Raw genomic sequence first — 17,064 nt, 5'->3', positions numbered from 1 at the left:
ACCAAAGGAATAATTCATGCCCTTCGGGCCGGCATAAGTATTGTGCCATATAAAATATGAGGAGGAAAACGGCCGTAAATGAAAAGACTTAAGGATTTTATAGTAACAATGGCGCTGCTTCTGCTGGCCACAGTGCTGGCCTACTGGTTTTACCATACCACAGAGAGTATGACGAATATGGCAATTGTGTATATGATGGCAACCGTTCTTATATCCAGATATACGTCAGGGTATTTTTGGGGGATAATATCCTGTTTTATCGGCGTTCTGGGGGTTAATTTCTTTTTTACCTATCCATTCTGGCAGATTGATTTTACCAGAGATGGTTATCCGGCTACATTTATTGGGATGCTGGTGATTTCATTTATTACCAGCGCCACCACGACCAGTATGAAAGAGCAGACAAGATTGGCAGAAGAGAGAGATGAGATGAATAAAAAGCTCTATGAATCACAGAAAAAACTGGAGGTGGAGACAGAGAAGGAAAAGATGCGGGCCAATCTTCTGCGTGCGGTTTCCCATGATCTCCGTACCCCTCTTACGAGCATGATAGGTTCCAGCGATTTGTATCTGGAAGCAAAGGATACGTTAAAAGAGGAGGAAAAAGAGGAGCTGATTCATCATATCAGAGAAGATGCTACCTGGCTGCTGCATATGGTGGAGAACCTGCTGTCGGTTACAAGGATCCGGGAGGGGAATACAAAGGTGAATAAATCTCCGGAGCCTCTGGAGGAAGTGGTATCTGAGGGCGTGATAAGGCTGAAAAAGAGATATCCGGGGGCAGAGATACGCACCACAGTCCCGGAAGATTTCCTGATGGTGCCTATGGACGCCACACTGGTGGAACAGGTAATAATCAATCTTCTGGAAAATGCGCTGCTTCATTCCGGGAGTACAAGGCCAATTGAGTTTACTGTTACAAAAGAAAAGGACACGGTACTGTTTCAGGTGAGGGATCACGGAATCGGAATTGCAGAGGATAAACTGCCGGATCTTTTTGACGGCATCAGCAGCGAAAGAGGAAGAGGGAGCGATTCCTCGAAAGGGATGGGGATCGGCCTGTCCATATGTAAAAGTATTATAACAGCACATGGGGGAGTCATTGAGGCCAGAAACCATTCAGATGGGGCCGAATTTATTTTTACTCTTCCGTTGGAAGGAGAAGCAAGATGAAGGATCACAGAGAGTTAATTTTGATTATCGAGGATGAGAAAAACATCGCTGATTTTGTAGAAACTGTATTAAATTCCCGAAACTACAAGGTGATTAAAGCTTACACGGGAAAAGAGGCCTTAAGCGCTATCACTTCCCATTGCCCGGATGTAATCCTTCTGGATCTGGGTCTGCCGGATATGGATGGACTGGACATTATAAAGCAGGTACGGGAATGGGCGGAAACTCCTATTGTTGTAATATCTGCCAGAACCCAGGAAAAGGAGAAAGTAGCGGCATTGGATCTGGGGGCAGATGACTACATAACGAAGCCCTTCGGTACGGATGAGCTTATGGCCAGGATCAGGACAGCGCTGCGTCACCACGACAAAGTGAAAGCTGGAAACTCCTCCGAAAAGTATCAGGTAGAAGGGCTGGAGATTGATTTTGGAAAACGGCTTGTCATGCTGGAGGGCCAGAGCATTCATCTGACCCAGATAGAATATAAGCTGATTACCCTGCTCGCCAAGAATGCGGGAAAGGTTCTGACCTATGACCATATTATGAAAGAAATATGGGGGCCTTATGCCGGGGATGACAACCAGATCCTCCGGGTAAATATGGCTAATATACGGAGAAAGCTGGAGAAAAACCCTGCAGAGCCAAAGTATATCTTTACAGAAGTAGGGGTGGGATACCGGATGCAGGAGGACAGATAGGGAGATACTTTAATCATGAACGAAGAACAATACAAGGAACGAATCCTTCAGCTGGCGAAACGAAAGGATGCGGATGATGATTTTTTGGGGAGGCTGATTACCTGCCGGGACGAATGGGTTACCAGCTTTCTCTACGAGACGGCTGCTGGCGTAAGGCAGAAATTGTATGGCAGAGACGTCTACATACGCGGGCTGATAGAGATATCCAATTTTTGCAGAAATGACTGTTACTACTGCGGAATACGCAAAAGCAATAAAGATTTGACAAGATACCGTGTTGGGGAAGATGAGATTCTGGAGTGCTGCAAAGAAGGGTATGCCCTGGGCTTTAGAACCTTTGTCCTTCAGGGCGGAGAGGATGGATATTATACGGACGACCGGCTTTGCGGCATCCTTACCGGAATCAAAAAGGAATATCCGGACTGCGCGGTTACTCTGTCTCTGGGGGAGAGAAGCAGGGAGAGCTATAAGAAACTGCATGATGCCGGTGCGGATCGCTATCTGTTAAGGCATGAGACAGCAGATGAGACACATTACAGACAGCTGCACCCTGCTTCTCTCAGCCTGGAGAACAGAAAGCAATGCCTTTTTCATTTAAAGGAAACAGGATATCAAGTGGGCTCAGGCTTTATGGTGGGTTCCCCCGGGCAGATTCCCGAGTATCTGATTGAGGATCTGAGGTTTCTCCAGGAACTGCAGCCGGCAATGATTGGCATAGGTCCGTTTCTCCCCCATAAAGATACCCCCTTTCGGGAAGAAAAAAAGGGGGATTTGACAATGTGCCTGAATCTCACAGCTATCTTAAGGCTGCTCTTCCCACATGCGCTGATCCCTGCGACTACGGCCCTGGGCACTTTGCATTCAGAAGGAAGAGAGCTGGGGATTCTGGCCGGAGCCAATGTGGTAATGCCTAATCTTTCGCCGTTGTCGGTGAGAAAGCTGTACAGCCTTTACAACAATAAGGCCTGTACCGGGCTCGAGGCGGCTGAACATAAAGCATTGCTGGAAAAGCGGATGGAACGGATCGGCTACCGAATCGTAACAAGCCGCGGGGATGTAGTGAAATAGGGACGTGTTCAGTCTGAACCGTCCCTCTCTTTATTTTTTCTTTCTTTTCCGGTAGACAATAAATAGGCCCAATAAAAGACCGCCCACTGTGACAGCCACAGCTACATCGGAGTAAGTATTCATATAGAGGACCACCCGCTGCCAGGAAGCCCCGGCCATAGCTCCCAGAGTGACAAGAAGCAGGTTCCAGATGGTACTGCCGACGGTAGTGAGAAAAAGAAAGGTGGGAAGAGACATCTTAGCCATGCCTGCGGGGATTGATATGAGACTCCGCACAATTGGGATACACCGGCAGAAAAGGACTGTGTAATTTCCCTGGCTGTCAAACCAGCGTATTGCTTTTCCCACATCCTCCTGTTTGAAATGGAGGAGATGTCCCAGCCGTCCGCTCAATATTTTCTCCAGCCGCTCTTGAGACACCAGGCTCCCCACCTCATAAAGGATGATAGCGCCGAACACAGAGCCTACGGTAGAAGAGAGGACAACGCCCAGGATGTTCATCTTGGTGTAGGTTGTCATAAAGCCGCCAAAGGTAAGAATGACCTCCGAAGGAATGGGGGGGAATACATTTTCGATGGTAATTAACAGGGCGATGCCCAGATATCCGTAAGTATTCATAATTTCCATGATCCATGACTGCATGGTTGTCTGCCTCCTTAAGGGTTAAGGGTTAGTTCATTGTATTATGAATAAAACGGAAATATAACAAAATACTGGTGCAAATAAGTTCAAAAGTTATTGGCGTAATCCGGGCATCAAAAAAAGATGATGCATTTCGGGCGGAGCGTCATCGGGTATCTTATGTATTTGTAAGCGTGGGGAATAGATAATTTCTATGAAATAATGAGAGTATGTACCTCAGATTTGAATATAAGATAAATTAATTTTTTACGTGCGCCGCCCTTCGACTCCACCCCATAGACGTTACCTCTACAGTTAACTCGGCCCAGGCACCCTTACGGCACACAGAAGATTCTACTTAGTGCTGCTTCATTCCTGACCTGACACGATTCATAGAGTTCTGTTGCGTAAGACCCAGACGTCAACGCCACTTATAGAGGGCAGCTCTACAAGATAAAAGCCTCAGTTTGGCATCACCCCTGCTGTAGCGGATTGCAGGTTCAGGGCACCGCTAACTCCCCGGCTGCACGGACTTATAGTATACATTGAATTGGGAAGTTTGTCAATTGATTTGAGAAAAATAAGCCAGATTCGCCTTCCCCTTGTTATAAAAAATAAAATATTATATAATGAGTTCATATTAAAAAGATTGGATGTGACAATATGAAGAGAATTGGCTTACTGACCAGCGGCGGAGATTGTCAGGCCCTGAATGCAACCATGCGGGGTGTGGTGAAAGGTCTTAGCAGTAATCTGGACGAACTAGAGGTATATGGATTCGACGATGGATACAAAGGTTTAATATATGGAAATTACAGAATGCTCTCTTCCAAGGATTTTTCAGGGATTCTGACACAGGGAGGGACGATTTTGGGCACCTCCAGACAGCCGTTTAAGCTGATGCGAGTGCCGGATGAAAACGGACTGGACAAGGTTGAGGCTATGACCCAGACCTACCATAAGCTGCGTTTGAACTGTCTTGTGATTCTTGGGGGAAATGGGTCACAGAAAACCGCTAACCTGCTGAGACAGGAAGGATTAAACGTACTCCATCTTCCTAAAACCATTGACAATGATATCTGGGGTACGGATATGACCTTTGGTTTTCAGAGTGCGGCAAATATTGCTACGGAAGCTATAGACTGTATTCATACTACAGCAGCATCTCACGGTCGCGTTTTTATCGTTGAGGTAATGGGGCATAAGGTGGGATGGCTGACACTTCATGCAGGAATTGCCGGCGGGGCGGATATTATTTTGATTCCGGAGATACCCTATGATTATAAAAAAATTGTGGAGGCTATTGACAAGCGGAGCAAGGCGGGAAAAAGATTTACCATCCTTGCAGTAGCAGAAGGGGCGATCTCCAAGGAGGACGCGAAATTGTCCAAGAAGGAGCTGAAGAAGAAAATGGAGGAAAAAGCAGGAAAATATCCCTCTGTTTCTTACGAAATTGCCGACAAGCTTGCAAAGGCTACAGGTGCGGACATCAGAATTACCGTACCCGGACATACCCAGAGAGGGGGAAGTCCATGTCCATATGACAGAGTGCTGTCCACCAGAATTGGATCAGCGGCCGCTGATTTGATCATGAAAGAAGAATACGGGTACATGGTTGGTATTGTAAACGGAAGAATGAAAAAGGTTCCGCTGGAGGAATGCGCCGGCAAGCTGAAGATGGTTTCCCCCAGTGATCCCCTGATTGAAGAGGCTAAACGTATTGGGATCAGCTTCGGAGATTAATTCCGGACTGGAAAGACATTAGAATAGGAGAATTTTCATGAGCTATACTGCTCTTTACCGCAAGTTCCGGCCAGACACCTTTGAGGATGTAAAGGGTCAGGAGCATATCGTCACAACACTGAAAAATCAAGTAAAAGCAGACAGAATAGGACATGCATACTTATTCTGCGGAACTAGGGGAACTGGTAAGACTACCATTGCCAAGATTCTGGCTAAGACAGTAAACTGCGAGCACCCTGTGGACGGGAGTCCCTGCAATGAATGTGAGACTTGCAGGGCAATCTCCGCAGGCACCTCCATGAATGTGATTGAAATTGACGCAGCGTCCAATAATGGTGTAGACAACATCAGAGAAATCCGGGAAGAGGTTGCTTACCGGCCCACGCAGGGAAGATATAAAGTGTATATCATAGATGAGGTTCACATGCTTTCAGTAGGCGCCTTCAATGCTCTTTTAAAAACTTTGGAGGAGCCTCCTTCCTATGTTATTTTTATACTGGCAACCACAGAAGCCCACAAGATTCCCATAACCATACTCTCCCGCTGTCAGCGGTATGATTTCCGAAGAATCACAGTTGACACCATTGCCGCAAGGCTGCAGGAACTGATGGCAGAGGAGAAGGTAGATGTGCAGGATAAGGCAATCCGCTATATTGCCAAGGCGGCAGATGGGTCCATGCGTGATGCCTTAAGCCTTCTGGACCAGTGTATCGCCTTTTATCTGGGGGAGACGCTGACCTACGACAAGGTGCTGGATGTTCTGGGAGCTGTGGATACGGAAGTCTTCAGCAAACTGCTCAGAAAAGTACTGGAGGGCAATGTCACAGGCGCCATTCAGGTTTTGGAGGAACTGATTACCAGAGGCAGAGATTTGGGACAGTTTGTCTCGGATTTTGTCTGGTATATGCGCAATCTGCTGCTGGTTAAAACGTCTGAAAATATCGAGGATGTTCTGGATGTATCCACGGAAAACAGAAAATTGCTGGAGGAGGAGAGCCGGATGGTGGACAGTGATACTCTGATGAGATATATCCGGGTGTTCTCTGAGCTTTCCAATCAGATCCGCTATGCAAGCCAAAAAAGGGTATTGGTAGAGATCGCTTTAATAAAGCTGTGCAGACCTGCTATGGAGACTAATTTGGACTCTGTCCTGGACCGTATCCGAATCCTGGAGGATAAGATGGAGAGTGGAGTGCCGGTCCAGGCATCTGCGTCATCAGGAAAGGAAGCCCTTCCCCAGAAACAGGAGGAGGCAGAGGTAAAGGAGCCGATAAAACCTCCAGTGGCCGCCCCAGAGGATCTCCAGTATATTAAGCAGAACTGGAAAAGCCTGATCCGGGAGACTTCTGGACTGTTCTATCAGATGCTTCAGAATTCCGTTCCCAAATATAATGGAGATACAGGGGAGCCGAAGCTTTATGTGGAGTTTCAGAGCTACCTGGCACAGGCTTGTATCGACAATCCGGAAAATGCAGTTACCTTGTCCAATATTATTCAGAAAAAACTGGGCAAATCCATAGAGCTTGAACTGATAATAAAGCGGGACAACAAGGAAGCCCGTACCGGACTGGCAGAGATTTCTGTAGATGATATTTTAAAAGATAAGATTCACATGGATGTTGTAATTGAAGATGACTTCTAGAGTGTGGTATGATAGAGGACAGAGGCGGCAGATAACCACTGCCTGCCATTATGAATAGAATAAAGAGTGTAAACAGGAGGTTATAAGATGGCAAAACGCGGAGGATTTCCCGGAGGCATGGGAATGCCTGGCAATATGAACAATCTGATGAAGCAGGCACAGAAGATGCAGAAGCAGATGGAAGAAAACCAGAAGATGCTGGAGGAAAAAGAATATACCGCAGCAGCGGGCGGCGGTGCAGTGGAGATAACGGTATCCGGCAAAAAGGTTATTACGAAGGTTAAATTAGACGAGGAAGTTGTAGACCCGGATGATGTAGAGATGCTGGAGGATTTGATAATGGCAGCCGCCAACGAAGCACTGAGAATGATGGAAGAGGATACGGCAAAGGCTATGTCGAAATTAACCGGCGGGTTAGGGTCCGGTCTGCCGTTCTAGAGGAGAGACATCTTGGACTATTTTAGCAGTCATATCAGTAAGTTAATTGAACAACTATCAAGATTGCCGGGCATTGGCGCTAAATCAGCGCAGCGCCTGGCCTTTCATATTATTAATATGCCCAAGGATCAGGTAGAACAGCTGTCGGCCTCTATCCTGGATGCAAGACAGAACGTACAGTACTGCAAGTGCTGTTATACGCTGACAGACAAAGAACTATGCCCTATCTGCAGCAATCCCAGACGGGATCAGAAGACCATTATGGTAGTGGAAAATACAAGGGATCTGGCCGCCTACGAGAAAACAGGAAAGTTTGAGGGTGTATATCATGTACTGCACGGAGCTATTTCTCCTATGCTGGGAATTGGCCCTAATGACATTAAGCTGAAAGAATTAATGCAGCGTCTTCAGGAGGACGTGGACGAGGTAATCATTGCCACCAATTCCAGCCTGGAGGGGGAAACCACTGCCATGTACATCAGTAAGCTGATTAAACCTACCGGAATTAAGGTAACCAGAATAGCCAGCGGTGTGCCAGTGGGAGGCGATCTGGAATACATTGATGAGGTAACGCTGCTTCGTGCCCTGGAAGGGCGGGTAGAGTTGTAGAAGGATGGGGATAGATTGAAAAAAAAGGTGACATCCGTTGATATAGCCAGGGCGGCCGGGGTATCACAGGCTACGGTCTCCATGGTATTAAATAAAAAATACAATGTGTCCTTTTCCAAGGATACCATAGAGCGCGTGGAACAGGCCGCCAGGGACATGGGGTATGTAATCCCCAAAAGAAGGAATCATAGCGACAGCAAAGTCCACAAATTAATTGTAGTATTCTGTCCTACATTAACGAACCCTTACTATGTTATGCTTCTCCAGGGAATTGAGGCAGTGGCAAAAGAAAAGGGCTATGGGGTATTTGTCTGCAATACTCAAAGAGAACTGAAGCTGGAAGAGCAATATCTGAAGATGATGCCCGTGGTGCGTCCCCAGGGAATTATCTATACCTGTAATCCCAGCAGGAGCTTTATGGAGCAGGTGGAAGAACTGGCGCAGCAGATCCCGCTGGTGATTATCAGCAACAGAGAAAAGACTATAGAAGTGGATGCGATCAATCAGGATAATACCAAAGTGGGAAGGCTGATGGCTCGTCATCTGTTGGATCTGGGACATCGGGATGTGGCGTTTATCACGCCTCCTCTGACCAAACGGCAGCAGCAGCGCTCGAAAAGGGTGGAGGGGTTTGTCAGTGAATTTGAAAGGGAAGGCCTGAAAGGGCATGTCATCATAAAAGCCGCGGACGATGCTCTGGACAAGATTATTCCGAACATTGATTCCGAGTATAAGATGGGCTATAATCTTACGAAAGAGCTTCTGGCCGGGGAATTTAGCTGTACCGCAATTGCCGGACTAAACGATATGATGGCCTTTGGGATTATTGATGCCCTGCAGGATCAAAAATATAAAGTGCCTGCAGACGTCTCGGTCATTGGCTGTGATAATACGTTTTATTCCAGTATGCACCGCATGTCTTTGACTACCATCGAACATTTTGTACCCCTGAAAGGAAGAGATGCCTGTGACATTATCATAAGAAAAATCAATTCCGCCAACAATCCATATTCTGGGATCCAGCCTACCAGTATCTATCATATAGAATATGAACCTAAGCTTATCGTCAGAAAGACAACTTCCTATGCAAAGGCCAGAAAACATTATAGGAAAAATAATTAATTAAATATATTTTAGAAAATTATTAATAATAATTTTTCTCTCATATGTAAAAGCAGCGTTATTTTTGGGCGGAAATGTTAAACGTATGATGATTAAAATTAATAAAAATGAAAATTATTAATAAAATTATTTATTAATAAGAGCTGCGCCCCCTTGACCGCCTGCTGATACGTGTTATACTGAAAACGTAAATCAGAGGTGTGCCAAAACCAGGAGGAGACAGGTATATGAAGTTTTTTATTGATACTGCAAATGTAGAGGATATCAGAAAAGCAAATGATATGGGGGTTATCTGCGGAGTCACAACCAATCCCTCATTAATAGCAAAAGAGGGACGCAGTTTTGAGGAAGTAATTAAAGAAATAACTACCATCATTGACGGTCCAATCAGCGGGGAAGTTAAGGCTACAACTACAGATGCGGAAGGCATGATAACAGAGGGCAGGGAAATTGCAAAGATTCATAAAAACATGGTAGTTAAAATTCCTATGACAGTGGAAGGCTTAAAAGCGGTAAAGGTTCTTTCTGCGGAGGGAATTAAGACAAATGTTACATTAATCTTTACGGCAAATCAGGCACTTCTGGCGGCAAGGGCCGGGGCAACGTATGTATCTCCTTTTGTGGGACGTCTGGATGATATTTCAGTTAACGGAACAGAGTTGATTCGGACTATCACAGATATTTTTGCTGTGGCAGAGATTAAGACACAGATTATTGCGGCGAGTGTTCGTCACACCATGCATGTAACAGAGTGTGCACTGGCAGGAGCTGATATTGCTACTGTGCCCTATAAAGTAATTGAGCAGATGACAAAACATCCGTTAACTACGACCGGGATTGAAAAGTTTCAGAAGGATTATATCGCAGTATTCGGAGAGTAAGAGGGAATAAAGCAGGGCACCCTGTTTTAATAAATATATCACATTTTAAAGAAGGAAAAGGTGAAAAAAATGAACAAATTAGAACTTCAGAAAACTGCCAATGAAGTCCGTAAAGGAATCGTGACAGCAGTTCATTCTGCAAAGGCTGGACATCCGGGGGGATCTCTTTCAGCGGCTGATATCTTTACATACCTGTATTTTGAAGAGATGAATATTGACCCCAAGGATCCGAAAAAAGCTGATCGTGACAGATTTGTATTATCCAAAGGCCATACAGCCCCGGGTCTCTACTCCACTCTGGCGCAGAGAGGATTTTTCCCTGTGGAGGATCTGAAGACCCTTCGCCATCTGGGTTCCTATCTCCAGGGACATCCGGATATGAAACATATTCCCGGAGTGGATATGTCAAGCGGCTCATTGGGACAGGGGATTTCTGCCGCAGTAGGCATGGCTTTATCTGCAAAGATGAGCGGTGCAGATTACCGCACGTACACACTGCTGGGAGACGGCGAGGTTCAGGAAGGCCAGGTATGGGAGGCCGCCATGTTCGCCGGTCACAGAAAACTGGACAACCTGGTAGTAATTGTAGACAATAACGGACTCCAGATTGATGGTGATATTGAGGACGTATGTTCTCCGTATCCAATCGACAAAAAGTTTGAAGCATTTAATTTCCATGTAATCAATCTGGAAGACGGCAATGATATGGATCAGATTAAGGCTGCATTTGACGAGGCCAGAGCAACAAAGGGCATGCCTACAGCAATAATTGCTAAGACAGTAAAAGGAAAAGGCGTATCCTTTATGGAGAATCAGGCATCCTGGCATGGAGCAGCTCCAAATGATGAGCAGTATGCAGTGGCAATAGCAGACTTAGAAAAGGTAGGTGAAGCGTTATGTCAGAAGTAAAGAAGATTGCAACAAGAGAAAGTTATGGCAATGCCCTGGTGGCACTAGGAGAAAAACACGACAATGTAGTAGTTCTGGACGCTGACTTAGCTGCAGCTACCAAAACAGGAACCTTTAAAAAAGCATTCCCGGACCGCCATATTGACTGCGGTATCGCAGAGTGTAATATGGTGGGAATCGCAGCAGGTATGGCGACTACAGGTAAAGTGCCGTTTGTAAGCACCTTTGCTATGTTTGCTGCCGGACGTGCTTTTGAGCAGGTGCGCAACTCTGTGGGATATCCTCATCTGAACGTAAAAATTGGGGCTACCCATGCAGGTATCTCTGTGGGGGAAGACGGAGCGACCCATCAGTGTAATGAGGACATTGCGCTGATGAGAAGCATTCCAGGTATGGTAATTGTAAATCCAAGCGATGACATTGAAGCGAAAGCAGCAGTGGAAGCGGCTTACGAGCATGTGGGACCTGTATATCTGCGTTTCGGCAGATTGGCTGCTCCTGTTATTAATTCTAATCCTGACTATAAATTTGAACTGGGGAAAGGGGTTACGCTGAGAGAGGGCAAGGATCTTACTATCATTGCAACCGGTCTTTGCGTAAGCGCATCCCTGGAAGCAGCTGAGAAACTGGCAGCAGAGGGGATTGATGCAAAGGTTATTAACATTCATACAATCAAACCTCTGGACGAGGAACTTGTAGTTGCAGCTGCAAAGGAAACCGGGAAGGTAGTGACAGTAGAAGAACACTCTATCATCGGCGGTCTTGGAAGCGCAGTGGCTGAATGTCTGGGAGAAAAAGCTCCTACATCTATGCTCAGAATTGGTGTGAAGGACGTGTTCGGCGAGTCCGGCCCTGCAGTAAAACTTTTAGAGAAATATGGATTAGATGCACAGGGCATCTACGAATCCATAAAAGCATTTGCATAGGCCTTTACAGGAATCTGTGTATATTATAGAATAATACTGAAGTCTCAGGGGTGCAGCCGGAAGGCCGCACCCTTTTCTTGAACAATCTGTTAGTTATAAGATGCATGCTTTTTTCAGGAGGGTATAGAGCTATGACTAGAAGAGGAACTATGTATCACAGGAAAAGGAGCAGGAGCAATGCTCATACGGTGACGGATGAAGGAAATGAGGAATTCTATGAATGCATTAAGGATATTGTGCACCATCCGGCAGTGCTTAAGATGAAAGACTATCCTCATCACTGCGAGACCAGCTGCTATCAGCATTGTCTGAATGTCGCATACTACAATTTCCGTATCTGCAGATTCTTTCACCTGGACTACCGTGCAGCTGCAAGAGCAGGAATGCTTCATGACCTTTTTTTATATGACTGGAGAGAGCATACGGAGAAAACCGGAGATCATTTCCATGCCATGACCCATCCCAAGGCGGCCCTTCGCAATGCGGCAAAGTATTTTTTGATGACACCTCTGGAAAAGGAGATAATATTAAAGCATATGTGGCCGGTTACGCTTACACCGCCCACTCATTGGGAAACCTTTATTATTACCCTGACGGATAAATATTGTGGCTCCTGTGAGATAGGACGGTATTATTCGCATACAAAAATTCCCAAAAAAACCTTTTTGTTTTTTAAAAGGATTCTTAAAAAAGTGTTTGGCCCTAACTATACGTACCAGAATTACCGCCTTCCGTACGGTTCTGAGGCAGATGCAGCCAGCGGAGTTGTATTTACCCAGCTGCGCAGGCGTCCTTCTTCCTCCGGCTGGCGCACTTCCAGGAAAGGCAGAGGACGTTCGCAGAAGTATTCATAATAAGCCATTAGAATGCCGTTAGTGATGGCATCAGCCATAGAGACTACAGTGGAGAGCCTCGTAGTCTGAAGAAGAAAGTGTTCAAAGGTTCCCGCAAGATTTACAATTCCCGTGATAAAGACATCTCCCACAGGCTCCAGCTTTTTGTGTACACCAGCCCCTGGAGCTATAGTGCCGTTTCCGACAGTGATAAATCCCAGATGCTTTTTAGAACCCAGGGAAGCATCGATAGCTACAATGAGGGAGGAGGGGTGACGGCAGGAGATCTTTTCTACGGTTTCTGACAGGTTCAGCGCATGGACGGGATGGGACAGGGTTCCATATATCTGTACATGATCCAGGTGGTATTTGGAGAGCTGGTGTCCGATGAGAGGTCCAAGGCTGTCCCCGGTGATTCTGTCGCTTCCAATACAGAGAAAAATGATTTCATCCCAGGGTATGGGATGGGTCCTCATACAGTCTAAAAGGGACGTCCCCAGTCGAATGCTGGCGTGGCGTTCCTTTGCGTTTATATAAAAAGTCATAGTCTGATTCCGTCCTTTCTTTTTCCAGTTTTCCCCGATGCCCGAAGAATATTCTTAATGTGCGTTTTTCGTCGTAAAAAAATAAGGCAGGCCTTTCACGATACGATAAAATTCGCATGATTGCTGTGCTATTCTGTCTCCAAAGGGGTGACATCATGATAGAAATTGTATATGAGAAAGAAAAACAAAAGCCAGTGGGGAACGAGGGTTACTTTCGAATTCCTAACAATATACGCCAGATAGGAGAAATTAATGAAGCACAAAAAATATATATTGAAGATTATGCGTACACTTATCTAAGTAGACTATCAAATGATAAGTCGGACAAAGGACAGGCTGCTGTTCTGCTGGGACAGACAAACTGGCTGGATGGAGTATCTTACCTGTTTGTTAAGAGTGCAATTGCCCTTCCCGATATGGAGATCAGCGAGGACTATCTGGTATTTACCGATGATATCTGGAACCAGGTGTATGAAAAAAACAAAGAATATTTTGGAGAGCAGGAGATCGTGGGATGGTTTCTCTCCATTCCCGGATGCTCAATGGAGCTCCATGAGGTGATTTGCCGGACACATCTGGATCATTTTGGAGGAAGTGACAAGGTTCTTTTTGTTATGGAACCAACAGAAAAGGAAGAAGCGTTTTACCGTTATGAGAACAGCAAACTTACCAGACAGCTGGGCTTCTATATTTACTATGAAAAAAATGAACCCATGCAGAATTACCTGATATCGCAGAACGAGAACATGCCCAGGGATGAGGCAAAGGTGGAAGATAAAGCAGTGAAAAACTTCCGCAAAAAGGTAGAGGCGAAAGCAGAGGTGAGACCTCAGAAAAAAGCAGGTTCTCTCGTCTATGCTGCCGGTGCCTGTGTCCTGATCGGTGCATTGGCTGTGGGGACAGGCTTATTTAATAATTATAATAAGCTCAAAGATGCCAAAGACGTAGTGGCAAGCGCAGCTGACACACACAGTCAAAAGGACACGGACAGAGAGCCTGTGATTCAGGAGACCCCTGTAAATGGACTTGCCTCTGAGAACCAGGGAAAGGAGCCTCAGGACGAGACCCAGGATAAAGAGCAGGGGCAGAGCACGGAGGCTGAGGATTCTGCAAAAAAAGAGGCAGAGTCTATTGAACACCAGGTGCCGGAGGATACCAAAAAGCCTTTTGACAATGCAGATACTACCCAGCCAAGCAACGGGCAGTCTGTGGCCCAGTACTACACGATTAAGAGAGGAGATACGCTGACAAGTATCAGCAACAAATATTATGGAAACAGTGCCAAGATAGCAGAAATCTGCAGTGCAAACGGAATGTCGGAGGATGAAACCATTTATCCGGGACAAATAATTTTACTACCGTAGAAGAGTGTGATATAATGAGCGTTAGCGAGCCATGTGGAGCTTTGCTCACTTTTGGCGAGTGGCGATTGGCGATCATGCCGAAGGCATGATATAATGAGCGTGCTGGTACTCAAAGAAATCAAACACGGAAAATACATAAGGATAAGGATATAGCTATGAAAAACCTGTTAAGAAAGTGGAAGAGGCAGAGGAAAAAGGCAAAAGCACAGAAAGCAGCCCAAATACAACAGGATGGGAATGATATAGAGGCTTACAAAGCTAAGATTATAAGACACCGTATCAGAATGCTGAAGAGAGCCGGCATCCTTGCTGCGGTGATTGCGCTTGTAATCCTGGTAATAACGCTGGTGATCCAAAAGCGGGTGTACCATAAATATTCTGTACTTTTTTCTCTCACAGAAGAAGACACCTCTTCTAAAAATTATGTGGATTTGGACGGGGCTGTACTAAAGTATGGAAACGACGGTGCCGCTCTGCTGGACAGTAAACAGAATGTAGTCTGGAATCAGACCTATGAGATGCAGGACCCACAGGTGGATATCTGCGGTGAAACAGCAGTAGTTGCTGATAAAAAAGGGACAGCTATGTACATCTTTTCAAAAGATGGGCCTTCTGGCGCAGTTGACAGTTCCCTGCCCATATTAAAGGCAAAGGTAGCCAGCCAGGGTGTGGTGGCCGCCATTCTTGAAGATGGTGAAAAGACCTGGATTAATTTTTATGCATCTGACGGTACTGTGATCGCAGAAAACCAGACCAGAATTGACAGTCCGGGGTATCCGGTGGATCTGGCGGTATCTCCCAATGGCCAGCTGATTATGGTAACCTATTTATATGTTGAGAATGGAGTTTCCACTAGTTACGTGGCATATTATAACTTCGGTAATGCCGGACAAAATGAGATTGATAACATAGTCAGCGGTTATACATACGAAGGGATTCTGGTTCCCCAGGTGGCATATCTGGATGAGAGCACATCCCTGGCCTTCCGTGACAATGGTTTTACTATCTATAAAGGAAAACAGATTCCAAAGGAAGCCACAAAGGTAGATGTGAAGAAAGAGATTGTCAGTACATTTTATGACGACAGCCATGTGGGTCTCATATTTAAAAGCGACAACAAGTCCAAGCAATATACTATGAGACTGTACAGCACTTCCGGAAGGCTTTTATTTGAAAGAGATTTTAACATAGAGTATAAAAATGTTAAGCTGAGTGACGGTATGGTAATCATGAATAATGAAAACCAGGTCTGCCTTATGAGTTTAAAAGGAGTAGAGAAGTTTAACGGGACGATTGATGAGGGGAACATTAAGGACATCTTTAAAGTGGGTATGAATAAGTACATGCTTGTGACGGATAAGGGGAGCAGTACCATTAAGTTTAAATAATGGTTCCCCGTTGAAAAAGAACGGAAGATCTACAGGAGAAATGTTATGAATTGGCTTAGTATAGTTGTGCTTGCTTTCCTGATATTTACAATCATCAATGGGTTCCGGAGAGGACTTATAAGAACTGTTATCTCAATGGTCTCGGTAGTACTTGCTGTGATATTGGCTTCTTTTATAAGCCCTCATGTAAGTGAATTCCTGGAGGAACAGACCCCTGTCTATGATAAGATTCAGGAAATCTGCGAGGCGCAGATGGAAAATTATGTGTCAGGCACAGAGGAAATTGACAGAGATGGTGAAAAGCAGTCTTCTATTATAGAAGAGCTTCCCCTGCCGGAGTCTTTGAAGAACAGCTTGCTGCTGAATAACACTGCGGAAGGGTACAGCCAACTGGTGGTTGGTACCTTTGGTGAGTACCTCTCTGTGTATATAGCTCATATGCTGGTAAAGGGGATTGCCGCTGTTTTGTCCTTTATTCTGGCCATGATATTGATTCGGCTGTTGTCCTTTGCTTTGGAAAGCGTAGCGCAGCTGCCGGTATTAAGCTCTATTAACCGGGTTGGCGGAGGGCTGGCAGGAGCAGTTCAGGGGATTTTAATTGTTTGGATTTTTTTTCTTATCATTACCGTATTATGCAATTTCGACTTTGCCTGGTGCAGGGAGATGTACCAACTGATTCAGGAGGATACATTTTTAAATTTTTGGTATAATAATAATGTTCTGCTGCATTTTATGCAGGGCTTTTTAGGATGAGATTGATTGAAAAATCGCTATAGTGTATTGACAATAATTCCCATAAATGGTACGATATAAGTCCACCGGTTGTCATCCGGTGGACTTATTTGTCTGGAAAACAGAGAACTGAAAAAGTCAATGAGAAAATGGTAGATTATTGTTGACAATGAAAGTTGTTTGTGATATTCTATTACAGCTGTCGGGAATTGTATGAAATGACAGCAAAAGAGAAAAAAGTTGTTGACAAGGCAGACTGCTTATGATATTATGTAAAAGTTGCTGTGAGTCATGTGGAAATAACTGATAAAAAGAAATAAAAAAAGTTATTGACAGACACAACAGCCTGTGGTAATATTTAAGAGTTGCTGC

The 17,064-nt window shown here is 45.3% G+C and carries 16 protein-coding genes and 1 other RNA gene; 14 read left to right on the top strand and 3 right to left on the bottom strand.

The features are described 5' to 3' along the window. Positions 1–78 precede the first annotated feature (78 nt). Genes GKG41_RS19075 through hydE form a run of 3 tightly spaced genes read left to right on the top strand, consistent with a single transcriptional unit; the run spans position 79 to position 2,939 of the window. On the top strand, positions 79–1,173 hold the full coding sequence (locus tag GKG41_RS19075) for a DUF4118 domain-containing protein (RefSeq protein ID WP_154261440.1): 1,095 nt from the start codon (positions 79–81) through the stop codon (positions 1,171–1,173). Then, the gene (locus GKG41_RS19070; protein ID WP_154261439.1) at positions 1,170–1,871 is read left to right on the top strand and encodes a response regulator transcription factor; all 702 of its coding nucleotides are present in this window, start codon (positions 1,170–1,172) and stop codon (positions 1,869–1,871) included. The genes GKG41_RS19075 and GKG41_RS19070 overlap by 4 nt, the downstream gene beginning before the upstream one ends. A 15-nt stretch (positions 1,872–1,886) precedes the next feature. Next, positions 1,887–2,939 (top strand): [FeFe] hydrogenase H-cluster radical SAM maturase HydE, encoded by a 1,053-nt coding sequence (hydE, locus tag GKG41_RS19065; RefSeq protein ID WP_154261438.1) that lies wholly within the window; start codon positions 1,887–1,889, stop codon positions 2,937–2,939. A 30-nt stretch (positions 2,940–2,969) separates the two neighbouring features. Here the strand turns inward: hydE and GKG41_RS19060 are convergent, their stop codons facing one another. Beyond that, complete coding sequence (locus GKG41_RS19060) at positions 2,970–3,581, bottom strand: DedA family protein (RefSeq protein ID WP_154261437.1); 612 nt, start codon at positions 3,579–3,581, stop codon at positions 2,970–2,972. A 248-nt stretch (positions 3,582–3,829) separates the two neighbouring features. Next, positions 3,830–4,091: signal recognition particle sRNA large type (ffs, locus tag GKG41_RS19055), an RNA gene on the bottom strand. A gap of 132 nt (positions 4,092–4,223) precedes the next feature. Here ffs and GKG41_RS19050 point away from each other — a divergent pair. The 8 genes from GKG41_RS19050 (at position 4,224) to GKG41_RS19015 (ending at position 11,830) form a co-directional block, all read left to right on the top strand. Then, positions 4,224–5,303 carry an ATP-dependent 6-phosphofructokinase gene (locus GKG41_RS19050; RefSeq protein WP_154261436.1) on the top strand — a complete coding sequence of 360 codons (1,080 nt, stop codon included), beginning with the start codon at positions 4,224–4,226 and terminating at the stop codon, positions 5,301–5,303. A gap of 37 nt (positions 5,304–5,340) precedes the next feature. Then, positions 5,341–6,945 (top strand): DNA polymerase III subunit gamma/tau, encoded by a 1,605-nt coding sequence (gene dnaX, locus GKG41_RS19045; RefSeq protein ID WP_154261435.1) that lies wholly within the window; start codon positions 5,341–5,343, stop codon positions 6,943–6,945. Between the two features lie 87 nt (positions 6,946–7,032). After that, a complete protein-coding gene (locus tag GKG41_RS19040) occupies positions 7,033–7,383 on the top strand; it encodes a YbaB/EbfC family nucleoid-associated protein (RefSeq protein WP_072854499.1) in 351 nt (116 codons plus the stop codon). Positions 7,384–7,395: 12 nt separating this feature from the next. Next, on the top strand, positions 7,396–7,992 hold the full coding sequence (gene recR / locus GKG41_RS19035) for a recombination mediator RecR (protein WP_154261434.1): 597 nt from the start codon (positions 7,396–7,398) through the stop codon (positions 7,990–7,992). Between the two features lie 15 nt (positions 7,993–8,007). Continuing rightward, positions 8,008–9,114, top strand: a complete 1,107-nt coding sequence (locus GKG41_RS19030) for a LacI family DNA-binding transcriptional regulator (protein ID WP_154261433.1) — start codon at positions 8,008–8,010, stop codon at positions 9,112–9,114. Between the two features lie 227 nt (positions 9,115–9,341). Beyond that, a complete protein-coding gene (fsa, locus tag GKG41_RS19025; protein WP_154261432.1) occupies positions 9,342–9,995 on the top strand; it encodes a fructose-6-phosphate aldolase in 654 nt (217 codons plus the stop codon). Positions 9,996–10,037: 42 nt separating this feature from the next. Continuing rightward, on the top strand, positions 10,038–10,904 hold the full coding sequence (locus tag GKG41_RS19020; protein WP_347563352.1) for a transketolase: 867 nt from the start codon (positions 10,038–10,040) through the stop codon (positions 10,902–10,904). Continuing rightward, positions 10,892–11,830, top strand: coding sequence for a transketolase family protein (locus tag GKG41_RS19015; protein WP_154261430.1), 939 nt, complete (start codon positions 10,892–10,894; stop codon positions 11,828–11,830). The genes GKG41_RS19020 and GKG41_RS19015 overlap by 13 nt, the downstream gene beginning before the upstream one ends. A gap of 721 nt (positions 11,831–12,551) precedes the next feature. Here GKG41_RS19015 and yyaC read toward each other — a convergent pair. After that, positions 12,552–13,208 carry a spore protease YyaC gene (gene yyaC / locus GKG41_RS19005; RefSeq protein ID WP_154261429.1) on the bottom strand — a complete coding sequence of 219 codons (657 nt, stop codon included), beginning with the start codon at positions 13,206–13,208 and terminating at the stop codon, positions 12,552–12,554. 155 nt (positions 13,209–13,363) lie between these two features. Between yyaC and GKG41_RS19000 the strand changes: the two genes are divergently transcribed. From GKG41_RS19000 to GKG41_RS18990, 3 genes are all read left to right on the top strand, one after another. Next, positions 13,364–14,572 carry a LysM peptidoglycan-binding domain-containing protein gene (locus tag GKG41_RS19000; protein WP_154261428.1) on the top strand — a complete coding sequence of 403 codons (1,209 nt, stop codon included), beginning with the start codon at positions 13,364–13,366 and terminating at the stop codon, positions 14,570–14,572. A 155-nt stretch (positions 14,573–14,727) separates the two neighbouring features. Then, positions 14,728–15,960: a DUF5711 family protein gene (locus GKG41_RS18995; protein ID WP_173015656.1), complete on the top strand. Its 1,233-nt coding sequence runs from the start codon at positions 14,728–14,730 to the stop codon at positions 15,958–15,960. A 45-nt stretch (positions 15,961–16,005) separates the two neighbouring features. Next, positions 16,006–16,713 (top strand): CvpA family protein, encoded by a 708-nt coding sequence (locus tag GKG41_RS18990; protein ID WP_154261427.1) that lies wholly within the window; start codon positions 16,006–16,008, stop codon positions 16,711–16,713. Positions 16,714–17,064 lie beyond the last annotated feature (351 nt).

The organism is Lactonifactor sp. BIOML-A5 (assembly GCF_009677585.1).
Classification (GTDB): domain Bacteria; phylum Bacillota; class Clostridia; order Lachnospirales; family Lachnospiraceae; genus Lactonifactor.
Note: the sequence above shows the minus strand (reverse complement) of the source record. Positions and strands in the feature narration are given on the sequence as shown.